Source organism: Bradyrhizobium sp. CCBAU 45389 (genome assembly GCF_028128625.1).
GTDB lineage: Bacteria > Pseudomonadota > Alphaproteobacteria > Rhizobiales > Xanthobacteraceae > Bradyrhizobium > Bradyrhizobium liaoningense_B.
Window position 1 is genome coordinate 140,676 of sequence record NZ_LBIY01000096.1, and the last position, 16,474, is coordinate 157,149.

General features: G+C 63.7%; 15 protein-coding genes. 11 read left to right on the forward strand and 4 right to left on the reverse strand.

Annotated elements, in window-relative coordinates; all coding sequences use genetic code 11:
* Positions 1-141 precede the first annotated feature (141 nt).
* Positions 142-483, reverse strand: coding sequence for a DUF1236 domain-containing protein (locus tag XH79_RS30540; protein ID WP_271584036.1), 342 nt, complete (start codon positions 481-483; stop codon positions 142-144).
* Between the two features lie 138 nt (positions 484-621).
* Between XH79_RS30540 and XH79_RS30545 the strand changes: the two genes are divergently transcribed.
* From XH79_RS30545 to XH79_RS30560, 4 genes are all read left to right on the forward strand, one after another.
* Complete coding sequence (locus tag XH79_RS30545) at positions 622-855, forward strand: hypothetical protein (protein ID WP_212343513.1); 234 nt, start codon at positions 622-624, stop codon at positions 853-855.
* Positions 856-1,236: 381 nt separating this feature from the next.
* A complete protein-coding gene (locus XH79_RS30550) occupies positions 1,237-2,235 on the forward strand; it encodes a TRAP transporter substrate-binding protein (RefSeq protein ID WP_271584037.1) in 999 nt (332 codons plus the stop codon).
* An 84-nt stretch (positions 2,236-2,319) separates the two neighbouring features.
* Positions 2,320-2,835, forward strand: a complete 516-nt coding sequence (locus tag XH79_RS30555; RefSeq protein WP_271584038.1) for a TRAP transporter small permease — start codon at positions 2,320-2,322, stop codon at positions 2,833-2,835.
* Complete coding sequence (locus XH79_RS30560; RefSeq protein WP_271584039.1) at positions 2,832-4,151, forward strand: TRAP transporter large permease; 1,320 nt, start codon at positions 2,832-2,834, stop codon at positions 4,149-4,151. The genes XH79_RS30555 and XH79_RS30560 overlap by 4 nt, the downstream gene beginning before the upstream one ends.
* Before the next feature lie 52 nt (positions 4,152-4,203).
* Here the strand turns inward: XH79_RS30560 and XH79_RS30565 are convergent, their stop codons facing one another.
* The gene (locus tag XH79_RS30565) at positions 4,204-5,478 is read right to left on the reverse strand and encodes a serine hydrolase domain-containing protein (protein ID WP_271584040.1); all 1,275 of its coding nucleotides are present in this window, start codon (positions 5,476-5,478) and stop codon (positions 4,204-4,206) included.
* Positions 5,479-5,640: 162 nt separating this feature from the next.
* Between XH79_RS30565 and XH79_RS30570 the strand changes: the two genes are divergently transcribed.
* Complete coding sequence (locus tag XH79_RS30570) at positions 5,641-6,558, forward strand: intradiol ring-cleavage dioxygenase (RefSeq protein ID WP_271584041.1); 918 nt, start codon at positions 5,641-5,643, stop codon at positions 6,556-6,558.
* A 12-nt stretch (positions 6,559-6,570) separates the two neighbouring features.
* Here XH79_RS30570 and XH79_RS30575 read toward each other — a convergent pair whose 3' ends face one another.
* Entirely contained in the window at positions 6,571-8,304 is a 1,734-nt protein-coding gene (locus tag XH79_RS30575) for a bifunctional protein-serine/threonine kinase/phosphatase (RefSeq protein WP_271584347.1), read from the reverse strand.
* A gap of 60 nt (positions 8,305-8,364) precedes the next feature.
* Entirely contained in the window at positions 8,365-9,204 is an 840-nt protein-coding gene (locus XH79_RS30580; RefSeq protein ID WP_212343519.1) for a formate/nitrite transporter family protein, read from the reverse strand.
* A 677-nt stretch (positions 9,205-9,881) separates the two neighbouring features.
* Here XH79_RS30580 and XH79_RS30585 point away from each other — a divergent pair.
* The 6 genes from XH79_RS30585 (at position 9,882) to XH79_RS30610 (ending at position 16,474) form a co-directional block, all read left to right on the forward strand.
* Entirely contained in the window at positions 9,882-11,198 is a 1,317-nt protein-coding gene (locus XH79_RS30585) for a CmpA/NrtA family ABC transporter substrate-binding protein (protein ID WP_271584042.1), read from the forward strand.
* A gap of 60 nt (positions 11,199-11,258) precedes the next feature.
* A complete protein-coding gene (gene ntrB / locus XH79_RS30590) occupies positions 11,259-12,155 on the forward strand; it encodes a nitrate ABC transporter permease (RefSeq protein WP_212343521.1) in 897 nt (298 codons plus the stop codon).
* A gap of 14 nt (positions 12,156-12,169) precedes the next feature.
* Entirely contained in the window at positions 12,170-12,964 is a 795-nt protein-coding gene (locus XH79_RS30595) for an ABC transporter ATP-binding protein (protein WP_018648209.1), read from the forward strand.
* Positions 12,965-13,303: 339 nt separating this feature from the next.
* Positions 13,304-14,683, forward strand: coding sequence for an MFS transporter (locus tag XH79_RS30600; protein ID WP_212343522.1), 1,380 nt, complete (start codon positions 13,304-13,306; stop codon positions 14,681-14,683).
* 122 nt (positions 14,684-14,805) lie between these two features.
* Positions 14,806-15,234: a globin family protein gene (locus XH79_RS30605; RefSeq protein ID WP_271584043.1), complete on the forward strand. Its 429-nt coding sequence runs from the start codon at positions 14,806-14,808 to the stop codon at positions 15,232-15,234.
* A gap of 10 nt (positions 15,235-15,244) precedes the next feature.
* Positions 15,245-16,474 (forward strand): NAD(P)/FAD-dependent oxidoreductase, encoded by a 1,230-nt coding sequence (locus XH79_RS30610; protein WP_271584044.1) that lies wholly within the window; start codon positions 15,245-15,247, stop codon positions 16,472-16,474.

Below are 16,474 nucleotides of genomic sequence, written 5' to 3' on the forward strand. Positions count from 1 at the left end.
TGCTGATCGCGGTCAGCAGCAGACACATGGCATAGATGGCCGCCAGACTGAGCCCGGCGATGCGCGCCTCTCGATGCGGCTTCATGCCTTCACTCCGGCAGGCGGCCGCCGTCGCGGCGGCCGCTCGTCCGCCAGTCCTGATCAATCGATTTCCTGAACGACGGTCCGCGTGCCGGGATCCACCAGCATCACGCGTTCGCCGGAATAGACGTAGCGATATCTGGTGAGGGACGGGCCCCAATCGGCCGGAACCGCTTCGAGCTCGACGTCGCTCGGTACCGTTGCGCCGACGATGATCTTCTCCTTCGTCGTGATCGGGCGCACGCGGTGCTCGGTGACGTAGGATTTGATCTTTGTGCGGTATTCCGGCTCGATCTGAACGACCGCGGCGTGACCGGTTCCGGTCGTGGTCACGGTGGACTGTGCGAATGCGCCGGTCGAGATCAGAACGGCCGCGGCGGAAAGCAGGAACAGTTTCTTCATCTTATCCTCCTCGTAGAAATAAGCGCGGCAACAACCTCCCGCCGCGCGCGACGTTCCCCGAGGATAGGAACAAAATACCATTTTTTCCCGTTTCCAGATCGACCGGAGCGAATTCCGGCAATTGGAGGAGGAGACGAAATGAAGTTGAAGATGGCGACTGCAGCACTGATGGTTGCTGCGTTTTCCCTGCCGGCGTTCGCAGCCGACGAGTTCTACGTGGTCCAGGACGTCAAGACCAAGAAGTGCACCATCGTCGACAAGAAGCCGATGGACGCGTCCATGACCGTCGTAAGCCCGTCGGGCACGATCTACAAGACGCGCACCGAAGCCGAGAGCGGCATGAAGACCGTCAAGGTCTGCACATCCAATTGAGGAGGGCATTATGCCAGTACTCATTCTCTGGGCTGTGCCGGCGATCATCGTGATCGGCGGCGGCATCTATCTGATTGGTCATATGCACTAGGTCAGTCGTGGAAGACGCGCGGGTCTGTGCGTGCAACGCACAGCTCCGCGCGTCTTCCCGTGTCCCAGGGAGTGAGGGGTCGCTGATGCGGCGTGCCGCGCGCCAGCAGGAGTGCGAGTTGCAGTGCAACAGGTCATGCAGGAGCAAGTCCTGCGACGAAGAAGACCTCCAGCGCGCGCGAAATGACTTCCGTCCCGCCGGAGTTTTTCATACGCTCCCTCTCGCAAGCCGCATACCGGCTGCACGCACGGCCCGGCGACGGGGCCGGAGCATCAAAGGGAGGGGAGACGATGAAGCGACGGTCATTTCTCGCTGGTATCGGTGCGACCACTGCGGCGGCCACGATTGGCATGCCGTCGATCCTCAGGGCGCAGGCGCCGATCACGCTGAACGGCGCTGTGCAATTCAACGACGACCATGCCTTCAACCGGGCGCTGATCCGGTTCGAGGAGCTGGTGAAGAAATATTACGGCAAGCCGGTCAATTTCACGCTGCACAAGAACTCCTCGCTCGGCCTCGAGAAGCAGTATTTCGAGTACATGTCGCAGGGCAAGGCGGTCGATTACGGCATCGTCTCGCCGGCCCACATGTCGACCTTCGCCAAGGCGGCTCCGTTCATCGATGCGCCCTTCGTGTTCAAGGGCATCGAGCACATGAACAAGGTCGTCGAAGCCAACATCCTGGCGCCGATCGCCGACGAGGTCGCGACGAAGGCGGAAGTCGTTCTGATCGGCTATTCCGGCGGCGGCATCCGCAACATCTTCGCCAACAAGCCGCTCAAGAATCTCGCCGATCTCAAAGGCCTCAAGGTTCGCGTGCAGGGCGCCCCGATCTGGTCGAAGACCTTTGCGGCCGTCGGCATGAGCCCGACGGTGATCGCCTATAACGAGATCTACAATGCGATCCAGAACGGCGTGATATCGGCCGGCGAGAACGAGGCGGCCGGCGTCGAGGCGATGAAGTTCTACGAAGTCGCCCCGCATCTCAGCCTGACCCAGCACGCCGTATCGATCCGGCCGATCTGCTTCTCGGTGAAGACGCTGAAGACCTTGCCGAAGGATTTGCAGGACGCGATCATGAAGGCCGGCAAGGAGGCCGGCGACTACGGCCGTCAGCTGGAATCGAGCGAAGAGGTCGTCAAGCTCGACACGCTCGAGAAGGCCGGCAAGCTCAAGCGCGTTCCGTTCGAGGAGCGGGACGCCATGAAGAAGCTCGCCGACCCCGTGATGGCCACCTACGCCAAGGAGATCGGCGCAGAGGGCATCTTCGAGAAGATCAACGTCGCCTGAGCTCGTTGCATCCGCCGACGGCATGTCCGGGCAAGCCCCGCTTCTTGCCCGGCCGTGGTGGATGAGCTGCCGCTGGGAGTCCCAATGTCTGACATGCCCGTCCCGTCCACACCGTCGCTGTGGCGTCGCGTCACGGCGGCCTATGCGAAATTGCTGGAGATCCTGCTCGCGGCCTGCGTCGGCATCATCATCATCCCGGTGACGCTGCAGATCGTCTCGCGCTACACCCCCTTCATCCCGTCCTACATCTGGACGGAGGAAATGGCCCGATTCCTGTTCGTCTGGACGATCATGATCGGCGCCATGGTGGGCGTGCGGGAAGCGCAGCATTTCGAGGTCGACGTGTGGCCGGACCTGTCGCGGCGGTCGGAGGCCGCGGTGCGGATTCTCGCGCGACTAGGCGTGCTGGCGCTCGCGCTGGTGTTCGTGTCGGCCGGTCTCGAGTTCACCCGCTTTGCCTGGAACAGGACTTCGGAGCTGGCCGATCTGCCGCTCTGGCTGATCCACGTCGCCTGGCCCGTGACCGGCGCGACGTGGATCGTCTTTGCGGGCGAACAGATCGTCGATGAAATGCGCGTTTTGCTCGGGGCACGGCGATGAGCGGCAATGTACTCTCTGCCGGACAGGCTGCGATGGTGCTGTTCGGGGTCTTCATCGGCCTGCTCATCGTGCGCGTGCCGGTCGCCTTCGCGCTCGGCCTCGCCTGCGTGCCGATCCTGCTGATCGAGCCGCGTCTGTCGCTGATGACGCTCGCGCAGGAGACCTTCAATGCGTACAATTCATTCATCCTGCTGGCGGTGCCGTTCTTCCTGCTGACGGCGAACCTGATGAGCATCGGCGGCATCACCGACCGCCTGGTGGCGTTGTCGCGCTCGATGGTCGGGCACTGGCCGGGATCGCTGGCGCAGATCAACGTCGTGCTGTCGGTGTTCTTTGCCGGCATCTCGGGCTCCTCGACCGCCGACGCGGCGAGCCAGTCAAAGATCTTCATCGATGCGCAGACCAAGGAGGGCTACGACCTCTCGTTTTCCATCGCCATCACGGCGGTGTCGGCGGTTCTGGCGGTCATCATCCCGCCGTCGATCCTGATGATCGTATGGGGCGGGCTGATCTCGACCTCGATCGCGGCGATGTATCTGGCCGGCATCGTGCCGGGTCTGCTGATAGCGGGCGCGCAGATGGCGACGGTGCACATCTACGCGGTGCGCCGCGGCTACCCGACCTATCCGAAGGCGACCTGGGTCGAGATGCGATGCGCCATCTGGCAGTCGATACCGGCCCTGATGACGCCGTTCATCATCGTCGGCGGCATTCTGCTCGGGTGGTTCACCGCGACCGAGTCCGCCTGCGTCGCGGTGCTCTATTCCGTGGCGCTCTCGGCCTTCTTCTACCGCGAGACGGGTCCACGCGAATTGTACAAGGCCTTTCTCGACACCGGGCGTCTTGCCGGCGTCGCGCTGTTTTGTGTCGGCACCGCAAGCGCGTTTGGCTGGCTGCTCGCCTATTACAGGATTCCGCAGGAGCTGCTGGCCAACGTCTCGGCATGGGGCATGGGCACCGTCGCGGCCGGCTTCTTCATCTGCTTCTGCTTCCTGGTGGTGGGCTGCTTCCTCGACGCCATCCCGGCTATCATCATCGTCGGCACCGTGCTGGAGCCGCTGGCCAAGTCCGTCGACCTGCATCCGGTCCAGTTCGCGATCATATCGATCGTGTCGCTGGCCTTCGGACTGGTCACGCCGCCTTACGGCTTATGTCTGATGATCGCCTGCTCGGTCGCCGGCGTGCGGCTGCGCTATGCCCTGAAGGACACCGCGATCATGCTGGTTCCGATGCTGCTCGTGCTGGCGGCGCTCATCATCTGGCCGAGCGTGTCGCTGTTCCTGCCGCGCCTGATCGTGCCGGAGATGCTGAAATGAGCGTCTGATCGTGCGATCCCGCGGCCGCCGGCCGCGGGATCAATTCAATGGGTCACAGATTGCTCTCGGTGATCGCGGCGTAGACCATGCTGCGCAGCTCGCGGCGGAGCGGATAGGCGCTCGACGGCAGAACCTGCGTCATGAAGATCGTGATCAGCTCCTCGGCCGGGTCGATCCAGAACGAGGTCGTTGCCGCGCCGCCCCAATTGTACTCGCCGGGGCTGCCGGCGATTAGCGTCTCGGCCGGGCGCATGGTCACGGCGAAGCCGAGGCCGAAGCCGATGCCGTTATAGGTGGCTTCCGAGAACAGCGAGCGCGACACTTCCGGCAGCGCGCGGCCGCCCGGAATGTGGTTAGTCGTCATCAGCGCCAGCGTCTTCGGCCCGATCAGCCTGACGCCGCCGAGCTCGCCGCCATTGAGCAGCGCGCGGCAGAAGGTGAGATAGTCGGCGGCGGTCGAGCACAATCCGCCGCCGCCGGAGATGAAGGAGGGCGGCGACAGGAACGAGCTCGTCGTCGGATCGTCCTGGAGCGTCAGCCCCTCGCGGCGCTGGCCGGCATGGAAGGTCATGCCGCCGCCCGGGTCCGCCGAATAGCAGGCCGCGAAGCGGTGCGCCTTGGAAGCCGGCACGTGGAAATCGGTGTCGGTCATGCCGAGCGGATCGAGGATGCGCTGCTTCAGGAATTGCTCGAACGGTATCCCTGAGATCTTGCCGATGAGGTAGCCGATCACGTCGGTCGCGACCGAATAGTTCCAGGACTCGCCCGGTGAGAATTCCAGCGGGATTTTCGCCAGCCCCTCGATCATGGTCTGGAGCGTGCCCGATTTCTCGACCTCGCCGATCTTCTCGGTGCGATAGGCGGCATCGACATTGGAGCGCTGCTGGAAGCCGTAGGTGAGGCCGGAGGTGTGGCGCAAGAGGTCGACGATCAGCATCGGCCGCGACGGCGGCCGGGTCAGGAAGGCCGGCGCGGTGCCGGCGACGAACACGCCGAGATCCTTCCATTCCGGAATGTATTTGGCGACGGGCTCGTCGATCGCGACGAGGCCTTCCTCGACCAGCATCATGAAGGCGACGCTGGTGAGCGGCTTGGTCATGGAATAGATGCGGTAGATGGTGTCGTCCTTCACCGGCACCTGGCGCTCGACATCGGCGAGGCCCTGCACGGAGCTGTGGGCGATCTTGCCGCGGCGATAGACCAGGAGCTGCGTGCCCGGGAACCGGCCGGCATCGATGTATCGCTTCTTCAGATGCGCATCGACGCGGTCGAGCGCAGCCTTGGACATGCCGACGGATTCGGGCGAGGCGGGGGTGGGGGCAAGCATCAGTTCCTCCGGGCAGTTTCTCGACGACCGTGATAGCCAAATGGCGGGCCCATTCCAAGCCGGTCGCGCTTAACGCGGGGCCGCCGACTGGTGTAGTCTCCAGCCTGGAACGCCTCCAGGGAGCCCGCCCGGGCCAACAAAAAACGCGAGGGCAAACGCACCATGACCCAGTTCAACGAGACCGAACTCACCGAAGCCGTCGTCAAGAGCTTCGACCGGACGCCTGATACGCGCACGAAATTCCTGCTCCAGGAATTGGTGAAGTCGCTGCACGATTACGTGAGCAAGACCGGTCTCACCTTCGAGGAATGGGAATACGCCATCGATTTTCTGACCCGGACGGGGCAGAAATGCACCGACACCCGCCAGGAATTCATCCTGCTGTCCGACGTGCTTGGCGTCTCCATGCTGGTCGACGCCGTCAACCACAGGGATCGCGAGGGCGCGACCCAGACGACGGTGCTCGGGCCGTTCTATGTCGGCGAGCACAAGGTGACCGCGCATGGCACCGACATCTCGCCGAACAACCAGACGGGCGAGCGGATGTTCGTGCAGAGCCGCGTCACCGATCTCAAGGGCAAGCCGCTTGCGAACGTTCCCGTCGACGTCTGGCATGCCGACGATGACGGCTTCTACGATTCACAGAAGCCGAATTATGACGAGGTCGGCGCCTCGGCGCGCGCGCGCTTCATCACCGATGACGACGGCCGCTTCTTCTTCCGCACCATTTTGCCGTGCAGCTACCCGATCCCGACCGACGGTCCGGTCGGCGAGATGATCGTGCAGACCAATCGCCACCCGATGCGTCCCGCGCATGTGCACTTCCTGGTCAATGCCAAGGGCTACGAGCCGCTGATCACGCACGTGTTCATGGATGGGGACAAATATCTCGATTCCGACGTGGTGTTCGGGGTCAAGGACGACCTCGTCGCCAAGGTCGAGCCGCGCAACGATCCTGAGATGCCTGACGGCGCCAAGGCGAGCGGGCGGTGGCACCTGATGAGCTACGAATTCCACCTCAAGCCGGGCGGCGGCATGGCGCCGAAGCCGCTGGGGACGAAGGCGGCGGAGCCGGCGTGACGGCCTCGTCCCTTATCGCAGCCGTAGCGCTGCGAGCAGCACGATGACCGCGCAGGCCAGGATCGCCGTGGTCAGCTTCCAGAACAGCAGCGGATTGCGCTCCAGAAGTGGCGTGGTCCGCGTGGCGAGATAGGCCGGATTGGGATTTCTGAGCTCGAACACGAACTCGGAGAGGTCTTCGTGGCGCTTGTAGGGATCGGGATGCAGCGCCTTCCTCAGCGCGCCGTCGATCCAGCCGGGAATGCCCCGCTCGGCATCGACCGCGGGGCGGTATCTCAGTTTCCACGCGTCCGATCGTCCCCGGATTTTGGCAAGCTGGGCGCCGTAGGGCAGATGTCCGGTGAGCATCTGGTAGCAGATGGCGGCCAGTGAGAACATGTCGGACCGGGGCGATCCGCCCTCGCCGAGGAAATACTCCGGTGCCGTGTACTGGACCGTGCCGAGAATCTCCGCGTCGGCCGATCTCGGCGCCGCTTCGGCGACGCCCGCAACCCTGACCGATCCGAAGTCGATGATCTTTGCGGTGCCGGTCTTGTCGATCAGGATATTGTCGGGCCTGAGATCCTGATGCAGCATCTCCATGCGGTGGAAGGCGCGAAGCCCTATCGCGATCTGCTCGATGATCCTGCGCACCGTCTCCAGATCGGGACGGGGATTGTCGAGCATCCACTGCCGCAGCGTCTGCCCCTCGACGAACTCGGTCGCGACGTAGAGATAGTTGCGCCGCGTCGATCGCGATCGCGGCTTGAGCACGTACGGACTGTCGATCCGCCGCGCGATCCATTCCTCCATCAGGAAACGTTTCAGATAAGCCTGGTTGTCGCGCAGGTCGATCGACGGAATCTTGAGTGCGACCGTTTCCTCGGTGTCCGCATCGACGGCGAGATAGATGTGGCTGCGGCTGCTGCCGTGGATCTCCCGGATGATCCGGTATCCGTCGAACATCGCCCGCGGCTCCAGCAGAGGCGGCAGGGGCAGTGCCGAACTCTGATCGAAAACGCCCGCTTCCTCCGGCACCGCATCGATGCGCAGGATCTGGACGGTAATGTTGTCGTCGCTGCCGCGGCGATAGGCTTCCTCGACGATCGCCTTTGCCGCGCCGTCGAGCTCGGCCGCATGCTCGATGATTGCGCTCGTGACGAAACGCGGCTCGACGAATTCATACGCACCGTCGGTCGCCAGCAGGAAGGTGTCGCCCGCCTGGATCTCGACCGTCTGGTAGTCGATCTCGAGCTGCGGATTGATGCCGAGCGCGCGGCCGAGATAGGTCTGCTCCGACGACACGATGATGCGGTGATCGTCGGTCAGCTGCTCCAGCGCCTTGCCGGCCACGCGATAGACGCGGCAGTCGCCGACATGGAAGATGTGCGCGGTGGCCGCCTTGATGACCATGGCGCTGAGGGTGCAGACATAGCCCTTGTCGCGGTCATAGGCATATTGGCTCTTGCGCGTCTGCGCATGCAGCCAGGAATTGGTCGCCTCCAGCACACGGCGGGCGGAGGTCTTCACCGTCCAGGATTCCGACGTGCAGTAATAGTCTATCAGGAAGCTCTTGACCGCCGACTCGCTGGCGATCTGGCTGACGCTGCTGCTGGAGATGCCGTCGGCGAGAACCGCCGCGATGCCCTTCAGGCTGAGCAGCGGCTCCTCCGGAATCAGGACGCCGTGAAAATCCTGGTTGACGGGCTTGCGACCCCTGTCCGAGTGCTGGCCGACCGAGATCTGGAGTCCGCGGGACATCGTCATCACCAGGAGAGGGGAGCCTCACCCTGCTTGGGCGAGGCTCCCCTGTCGAGACGTATTCGATCAGGCCGCGACGCGGGGCTTCGCAGCCTTGTCGGCCTGACGCTTCGGCAGGGTCATGACGTGCGTGGCGTAGAGGGTCATGCCGGTGAAGGCGAGGCCGCCGACGAGGTTGCCGAGCACGGTCGGAATCTCGTTCCAGATCAGGTAGTCCATGATCGAGAACTTCGCATGGAGCATGAGGCCCGACGGGAACAGGAACATGTTCACCACGGAATGCTCGAACACCATGTAGAAGAACACCAGGATCGGCATCCACATCGCGATGACCTTGCCAGGGACCGAGGTTGAGATCATGGCGCCGACGACGCCGGTCGAGACCATCCAGTTGCAGAGCATGCCGCGCAGGAACAGCGTCGCCATGCCGGCCGCGCCATGCGCGGCGTAGCCCAGCGTTCGGCCTTCGCCGATATTGCCGATCGCCGCGCCGACCTTGTCGGGGGCCTGGGTAAAGCCGAAGGTCGTGACGAAGGCCATCATGAAGGCCACCGTGAAGGCGCCGGCGAAGTTGCCGACGAAGACGAGGCCCCAGTTGCGCAGCACGCCGCCAAGGGTGACGCCCGGGCGCTTGTCGATCAAGGCGAGCGGGGAGAGCACGAACACGCCGGTCAGGAGGTCGAAGCCCAAGAGATAGAGCATGACGAAGCCGACCGGGAACAGCAGCGCGCCAACCAGCGGCTGGCCCGTGTTCACGTTGATGGTGACGGCGAACCAGGCGGCGAGGGCGAGGATCGCGCCGGCCATATAGGCCCGGATGATGGTATCCCGGGTGGACATGAAGATCTTGGACTCGCCCGCATCCACCATCTTGGTGACGAATTCCGAAGGCGCGAGATACGACATCAATGGTTCCTTTGCTTCGTAAGTGAGATCGACACGCCCCCTCAGAGGACGCGGCTGAACGTCATTGGCCGTGCGGGCTGGCCGGCCGCGCACGAGGGCTATGGAATGTCTGGAAGCTTTGGGAATCGCGTCACGAGGACTGAGCCGGGAGGGCCGCGAAGCAGATGAGCTTCCGGGATGCAGCCGCCAGAGGCTGCAACGATGCGGCAAGCCGCAGTCTTCGTTGACGCGAATGAAGAAGCAAGTTGCGTGCCGCCGAGGCGCGCAGGAAAAATGAAGTCATATCAAACTGATGCGCCTCTCGCCGATTTCGGTCCGAGGCGCTTGGCAGCCTCCTGCTTAAGCGACTGCACAAGCTTTGTGCGCCGCACAAGGATTGGGCAGTGCGCAAATTTCGCAAGCGGGATCAGCCTGCGACAGTCTGGCGCGGGACGGCTAAGCTACTCAATATCTTGGTGTTTTGGCGATGCCGAGCTTGGCATGAAGCTTGAATAGTTCCAAGCGACGCCATTGAAGCCGTCCCGCGAGACTTCTCATCCGATTTGCTGACGCCACCAGACGGGGGTCTCCCCCGTCGTGCGTTCGCATGCGCCAAAGACGGCGCCGCCGGACGGACGGGCTGCTCGTGTGCACTGACGCCATCAAATTCTGCAACGACGCAAAGGACGACACTACACATGACCAAGCGCATTCGCCGGCCCTTCGAGACTGGCCTCAGCCGCCGTCAATTGTTGAAAGCCGCCGGCTCTACTGCTGCCCTTCTCGCCGCCGCCAAACTCAATTTCCCCGCCGGCGCCTTCGCGCAGGATTCAGGTCCCGAGGTCAAGGGCGCCAAGCTCGGCTTCATTGCGCTGAGCGACGCCGGGCCGCTGTTCGTCGCCAAGGACAAGGGTCTGTTCGCCAAATACGGCGTGCCTGACACTGACGTGCAGAAGCAGGCCTCCTGGGGCACCACGCGCGACAACCTCGTGCTCGGCTCCGAAGGCAATGGCATCGACGGCGCGCATATCCTCACCCCCATGCCGTACCTGATCTCGGCGGGCAAGGTGACGCAGAACAACCAGCCGACGCCGATGTACATCCTGGCGCGGCTCAATCTCGATGCGCAGTGCATCTCGGTCGCCAAGGAATATGCCGACCTCAAGCTCGGCACCGATGCGGCGCCGTTCAAGGCGGCGCTGGAGAGGAAAAAGGCCTCCGGCAAGGCGGTGAAGGCCGCCATGACCTTCCCGGGCGGCACCCATGACCTCTGGATCCGCTACTGGCTCGCCGCCGGCGGCATCGATCCCGACAAGGACATCGAGACCATCGTGGTGCCGCCGCCGCAGATGGTGGCCAACATGAAGGTCGGCACCATGGACTGCTTCTGTGTCGGCGAGCCCTGGAACCTGCAGCTCGTCCACCAGGACATCGGTTACACCGCGGTCAACACCGGCGAGATCTGGAACAAACATCCGGAGAAATCTTTCGGCATGCGTGCAGCCTTCGTCGACAAATATCCCAAGGCGACCAAAGCGATCCTGATGGCGGTGCTCGAGGCCCAGCAGTGGGCCGACAAGGCCGAGAACAAGCAGGAGCTTGCCACCATCATGGCCAAGCGGCAGTGGATCAACTGCCCGGTTGAGGACGTCTACGACCGCACCGCCGGCAAGTTCGACTATGGCAACGGCAAGGTGGTCGAGAACTCGCCGCACATCATGAAGTACTGGCGCGACTTCGCCTCCTATCCCTTCCAGAGCCACGATCTCTGGTTCCTCACCGAGGACATCCGCTGGGGCAAGTATGAGGCGAATTTCGACACCAAGGCGCTGATCGCCAAGGTCAATCGTGAAGACCTCTGGAAGGATGCGGCGAAGACGCTGGGCGTTGCTGCCGCGGAAATTCCGACCTCCACCTCGCGCGGCAAGGAGACCTTCTTCGACGGCAAGGTGTTCGACCCCGAAAATCCGGCTGCCTATCTGAAGTCGCTCGCGATCAAGCGCGTCGAAGTCTGATGGAGCCAGCGGCCGCCCCCGGGCGGCCGCATCCTCTTTTGCAGCCGGAGAGATATTGCGATGAACATGCCTGCCACGAAGATTGAGGTCGAGACCGCGACGCCCGCGGCTGTTGCCGCACCTGTCGTTGCGATGACGCCGAAGCGCCCGCCCCGCAGTGAGGCCTATGCACGCATGGCAAGGGAAACCGCCGTGCGCGTCATCCCGCCGCTTGTCGTACTCGCGCTGCTGACGCTGGTGTGGGAGCTCGTCTGCCGCCGCGCCGGTTCGGCACTGCCGCCGCCGTCAAAAGTCTTCAAGGACACCAAGGAGCTGATCCTCGATCCGTTCTTCGACCACGGCGGCATCGACAAGGGCCTGTTCTGGCATCTCTCCGCCAGTCTCCAGCGCGTTGCGCTCGGCTATTCGCTCTCGGCGATCGCCGGCATAGCGCTCGGCGTGCTGGTCGGGCAATCGGTCTGGGCGATGCGCGGGCTCGATCCGCTGTTCCAGGTGCTGCGCACCATTCCGCCGCTCGCCTGGCTGCCGCTCTCGCTCGCCGCGTTCCGCGACGGCCAGCCCTCGGCGATCTTCGTCATCTTCATCACCTCGATCTGGCCGATCATCATCAACACCGCGGTCGGCATCCGCAACATCCCGCAGGACTACCGCAACGTCGCCGCGGTGGTGCAGCTCAACCCGCTCGAATTCTTCTCCAAGATCATGATCCCGGCGGCCGCGCCCTACATCTTCACGGGCCTGCGCATCGGCATCGGCCTGTCCTGGCTCGCGATCGTCGCCGCGGAAATGCTGATCGGCGGCGTCGGCATCGGCTTCTTCATCTGGGACGCCTGGAACTCCTCGCATATCAGCGAGATCATCCTGGCGCTGTTCTATGTCGGCATCGTCGGGTTCGTGCTCGATCGCCTGATCGCAGGCCTCGGCAAGATCGTCACCCGCGGCACCGCCACAAGCTAAGGGGGAAGGGACACATGACCGCCTATCTGAAGCTCGACCACATCGACAAGATTTTTACCCGCGGCGCTGCGACGACCGAGGTGCTGAAGGACATCAACCTGACCATCGAGAAGGGGCAGTACGTCTCGATCATCGGTCATTCCGGCTGCGGCAAGTCGACCCTGCTCAACATCATCGCAGGACTCACGACCGCCACCACCGGTGGCGTGCTGCTGGAGAACCGCGAGGTCAACTCGCCGGGCCCCGATCGCGCCGTTGTGTTCCAGAACCACAGCCTGCTGCCGTGGCTCACCGTCTACGAGAACGTCCGGCTCGGCGTGGACAAGGTGTTTGCGAGGACCAAGACGAGGGCCGAGCGCGACGCCTGGGTGATGCACAATCTCAACCTGGTGCAGATGGCTCATGCCAGGGACAAGCGCCCCTCGGAAATCTCCGGCGGCATGAAGCAGCGCGTCGGCATCGCGCGGGCGCTGGCGATGGAGCCGAAGGTGCTGCTGCTGGACGAGCCGTTCGGCGCCCTCGACGCGCTGACCCGCGCGCACTTGCAGGACTCGGTGATGGCGCTACATCAGAAGCTCGGCAACACCATCCTGATGATCACCCACGACGTCGACGAGGCCGTGCTCTTGTCCGACCGCATCGTCATGATGACGAACGGGCCGAGTGCGCGCATCGGCGAGGTGCTGGAGGTACCGCTGGCGCGTCCCCGCAAGCGGCTCGAGCTCGCGACCAACACCACCTATCTGAAGTGCCGGCAGCGTGTGCTCGAATTCCTCTACGAGCGTCATCGCTTCGTAGAAGCCGCGTAAACCAAGGTTTAACGCGGAGGATGCGCGCGCCTAAATAATTGACATCAAGCTCAATCCTTGTGCGCCGCACAAGGATTGAGCGAATCGCAAATTTAGCGTGCGAAAATGCCTTGCAAAAACTTCGGGCAATGCGAATAAGATCCTGAAATCCCTGTATTTCCAGTACGCGCGCAATTGGCACGGAAATTGAAGTGTCTTTGCGCGACGCCAACGACGACGTCCCTCAACATCATCAATCAGCATCGTGAACTCGCCACCGGGGTGAAGCCCCGGAGCGCGCCTTCGTGACCGGAGGCAGAGCCTGCAACGACGCAGCGGTGAGCCTGGAAGGGATAATGTATGACCAAGAATTCGACGTGGATTTCTGACTGGCGCCCCGAAGATGAGGCGTTCTGGAATGCGGGCGGCAAGACCATCGCCCGGCGTAACCTGATCTGGTCGATCGTCGCCGAACATATCGGCTTCTCGGTGTGGCTGATCTGGAGCATCGTCACCACCAAGCTGCCGATGGCGGGCTTCCACTACACCACGGACCAGCTGTTCCAGCTCGTCGCGGTGCCGGGCCTGATCGGCGCCTTCATGCGCTTTCCCTACACCTTCGCGGTGACGACCTTCGGCGGCCGCAACTGGACCATCTTCAGCGCGGCGATCCTGTTCATCCCGACGCTGTCCCTTGCCTATTTCGTCAGCCAGCCCGACACGCCGTTCTGGCTGATGCTGCTGGTCGCCTCGACCGCCGGTCTTGGTGGCGGCAACTTCGCCTCCAGCATGACCAACATCTCCTTCTTCTTCCCCGACCGGATGAAGGGATGGGCGCTGGGCCTCAATGCCGCCGGCGGCAATATCGGCGTCTCCAGCGTGCAGCTCTTGACCCCGATCCTGATGACGCTCGCCGTCATCAACCTGTTCCAGGCAAGCCCCGTCGACGGCATCTTCCTGCAGAATGCCGGCCTGATGTGGGTGCTGCCGATCGCGATCGCGGTGTTCGGCGCGGTGTTCTTCATGAACAACCTGACCACGGCGAAGTCGTCGATCAAGAACCAGCTCGCGGTGGTGAAGCGCAAGCACACCTGGATCATGGCGTATCTCTACATCGGCACGTTCGGGTCTTTCATCGGCTACTCCGCGGCGTTCCCGCTGCTGCTCAAGACGCAGTTTCCGTCGGTGACGATCTCGATCGCCTTCCTCGGTCCGCTGGTCGGTTCGCTGTCGCGCCCGTTCGGCGGCTGGCTCGCCGACAGGATCGGCGGCTCGGTGATCACGTTCTGGAATTTCATCGCGATGGCGGCGGCGACGGTCGGTGCGCTCTATTTCGTCGGGCACAAGGACTTCATCGGCTTCCTGTCGATGTTCCTGATCCTGTTCGTGACGACCGGCATCGGCAACGGCTCCACCTACCGCATGATCCCCTCGATCTTCCGCGAGCAGAACCTGTTCAAGGTACGCGGCCAGGGCGATGCGGCACGTAGCGCTGCCCTGAAGGCCGCGAGCATCGAGAGCGGCGCGGCAGTCGGCTTCATCGGCGCGATCGGTGCCGTCGGCGGCTACCTGATCCCGAGCGGTTTCGGCAAGTCGATCGCCCTGACCGGCGGTCCGCAGCTCGCGCTCGCGATCTATCTCGGCTTCTACGCCTCGTGCCTGGCTTTGACCTGGTGGTTCTATCTGCGTCGCAGCCCGCAAGGCGAAGGCGCGCCAGGCCTCGCGGAGGCACGCGTGTGACACTTGGTACGAATCTCGCTTCTCCCCGTACGCGGGGAGAAGACTCTCTGATGACGTTTGACCCATGAACCTTGTCCGCAACGGCGCGGACAAAGGCAGACCGAAACAGACAGGAGAACATCATGACGCCCGAACAAGTGACCCTCATTCAACAGAGCTTCGCCAAGGTCGCTCCGATCTCGGAGCAGGCTGCGGTGCTGTTCTACGATCGCCTGTTCGAGGTGGCGCCGCCGGTGCGCGCGATGTTCCCTGAAGACATGACCGAGCAGCGCAAGAAGCTGATGGGCATGCTCGCCGCCGTGGTCGGCGGCCTGTCGAACCTCGAGACGATTCTTCCCGCGGCCTCGGCGCTCGCCAAGCGTCACGTCGCCTATGGCGCCAAGGCCGAGCACTACCCCGTGGTCGGTGCGACCTTGCTGTGGACCCTCGAGAAGGGTCTTGGCGAAGCCTGGACGCCCGAACTCGCCACGGCCTGGACCGACGCCTATGGCGTGCTGTCCGGCTACATGATGTCCGAGGCCTACGGCGCACAGGCGCAGGCCGCCGAATAGGAGATGCCTTGTGAGTGAACCGCTGGTCATCGTCGGTAACGGTATGGCGGCCGCGCGTCTGGTCGACGAGCTCGCCAAGACCGCGCTCGGCCGCTACGCGGTCGCTGTGATCGGCGAAGAACCGCGGCTCGCTTACAATCGCGTGCTGCTCTCCTCCGTGCTGGCCGGCGAGACCGGCTCGCACGAGATCGAGCTGCGGCCGGCCGACTGGTGGCGCCATCGCGGCGTCACGGTGCGCTACGGCTATCGCGTCACCGAGATCGACACCGGCCGCCGCGAGCTCAAGATCGCCGGCGAAGAGAGCATGGAATATTCCAAGCTCGTGCTTGCGACCGGCTCGACGCCGCTGCGGCTCAACGTGCCGGGCGCCGATCTTTCCGGCGTGCACACGTTCCGCGATACGCGCGATGTCGACCTGCTGCTGACGCTGGCGGCGGCGAAGAAGCGCGTCGTCGTGGTCGGCGGCGGCCTGCTCGGCTTGGAGGCCGCATACGGCCTCGCCAAGGCCGGCGCGCCGGTGACGCTGCTGCATCTGATGGACCGGCTGATGGAGCGCCAGCTCGACGCGCCCGCGGCCGACCTGCTCAAGACGCTGGTCGAGCGCAAGGGCATCCGCATCCTGCTCAATGCCAGCACGAAGTGCATCCATGGCGACGGCCACGTCGAGGCCGTCGAGCTTGCCGACGGCAGCCGGATCGAAGCCGATGCGGTGATTTTCGCCGCCGGCATCAAGCCGAACGTCGCGCTGGCGAAGGAGGCGGGGATTGCGGTCAATCGCGGCGTCGTCGTCAACGATGTGATGCAGACCTCCTCGTCCGACATTTTCGCGCTCGGCGAATGCGCCGAGCATCGCGGCACCTGCTATGGCCTTGTCGAGCCCGCCTATGAGCAGGCGCGCGTGCTGGCGCGGCATCTGGCCGGCCGGCCCGCCGCCTATCAGGGCAGCGTGGTCTCGACCAATCTGAAGGTCTCCGGCGTCAGCGTGTTCTCGGCCGGCGACTTCATGGGCGGGGAGGGCAGCGAGAGCCTCGTGCTGACCGACCGCCGCCGCGGCACCTACAAGAAGCTCGTCATCGCCGACGGCCGGCTCACCGGCGCGGTGCTGATCGGCGATACCGTCGATGCGCTCTGGTATCTCGAATTGATCCGCACCCGCGACAAGGTCGCGGCGATCCGTACGGACATGATGTTCGGCCGCGCACTTGCGCGTCCTTCCAAGGCGGCTGACAAGGCGGCTTGA